The organism is Pseudomonas sp. 8(2025) (assembly GCF_052665325.1).
Genome location: NZ_JBQOIE010000042.1, coordinates 1 through 1,054 on the forward strand (window position 1 = coordinate 1; position 1,054 = coordinate 1,054).

Annotated in this window: 1 protein-coding gene; it reads right to left on the reverse strand. The window is 65.8% G+C overall.

Going from position 1 to position 1,054, the window contains the following annotated elements:
• A partial coding sequence (locus ACUXVH_RS31635; protein ID WP_445496856.1) for a filamentous hemagglutinin N-terminal domain-containing protein occupies nucleotides 1–1,054 on the reverse strand: 1,054 nt, incomplete at both ends.

Below are 1,054 nucleotides of genomic sequence, written 5' to 3' on the forward strand. Positions count from 1 at the left end.
GGTTGTCCAGGATCTGGGCCGTGTTCAGGGTCAGGTCGCGGCTGGCGACAATGCTCTTGCCGCGGTTGTCGAGATCCCGGGCGTTGAGGCTGATATCGCCGTTGGCGTTGCGAGAGTTATCGGCATTGACCCCGGCTTCGATGATGCCCTGGTTGCTCAGTTGGCCACCGCTGTCCAGCTGGATGCTGTCGCGGGCGGCGAGGGTTTTCTGGCTGCTCAGGTCGCCCCGGGTCTGTACCTTGAGTTCGCTACCGGCGTAGACCGCGCCCTGGGCCTCCAGGCTGCCGGCCTTGATCGCCACCGCGCCCTTCTCGGCAGTGGCGTCCGCCATGCGCAACTGGCCGTTGGCATCCAGTTGGATATCACCGCCACTGGCAATCAGCTTGCCGTCGAGCTTCACCCCCACCCCGGCCTCGGTGCCCACCAGTTTGATCGCCCCGGCGTACATGCCGCCCAGGGCTGATGAGTCGATGGCCAGTTGCGGTGCATCCGCCGGGTTGGCGGTGCGGGCCGTGGCGTTCAAGGTCTTGGCGTCGACGTCGTTGGCCCCGGCGATCACCGCCAGGTGCCGGGCCTGGATCTCGGCGTTGATCTTGGCGCTGCGGGTGATGATTTCGAACTGGTCGATATTGCTCGCGTTGAGGCCCGCACCCTCGATGGCGACGCTGCCCTGGTCCACCTGGTAACGCTGGACCTGGCCGTTCTCGATCACCGGCTTGCCGGTGGTCAGGGTGGCCTTGGGGGTGTTGATGAAGCCGCAGCCGTTGCAGGTCACGCCGTAGGGGTTGGCGACGATGACATGGGCCGCTTGCCCGGCCACTTCGGTGTAGCCCTTGAGCTGGCTGGGGCTGCCGCCGTTGACCTCGTTGAGGATCACATTGGCCGCGCGGCCGCCCAGGTTGGAGTTGCCGAGGATGATCCCGCCGAGCTGGGTTTCCTGGGTGCGGCCGGTGGCGTTGTTGAGGATCAGCCCCTGCTGGCCGACGTTGTAGTCGCTGAACTTGTTGTGCGACAGGCCGCTGCCATTGGGCGTGGCAATGTTGACGATGGGCAC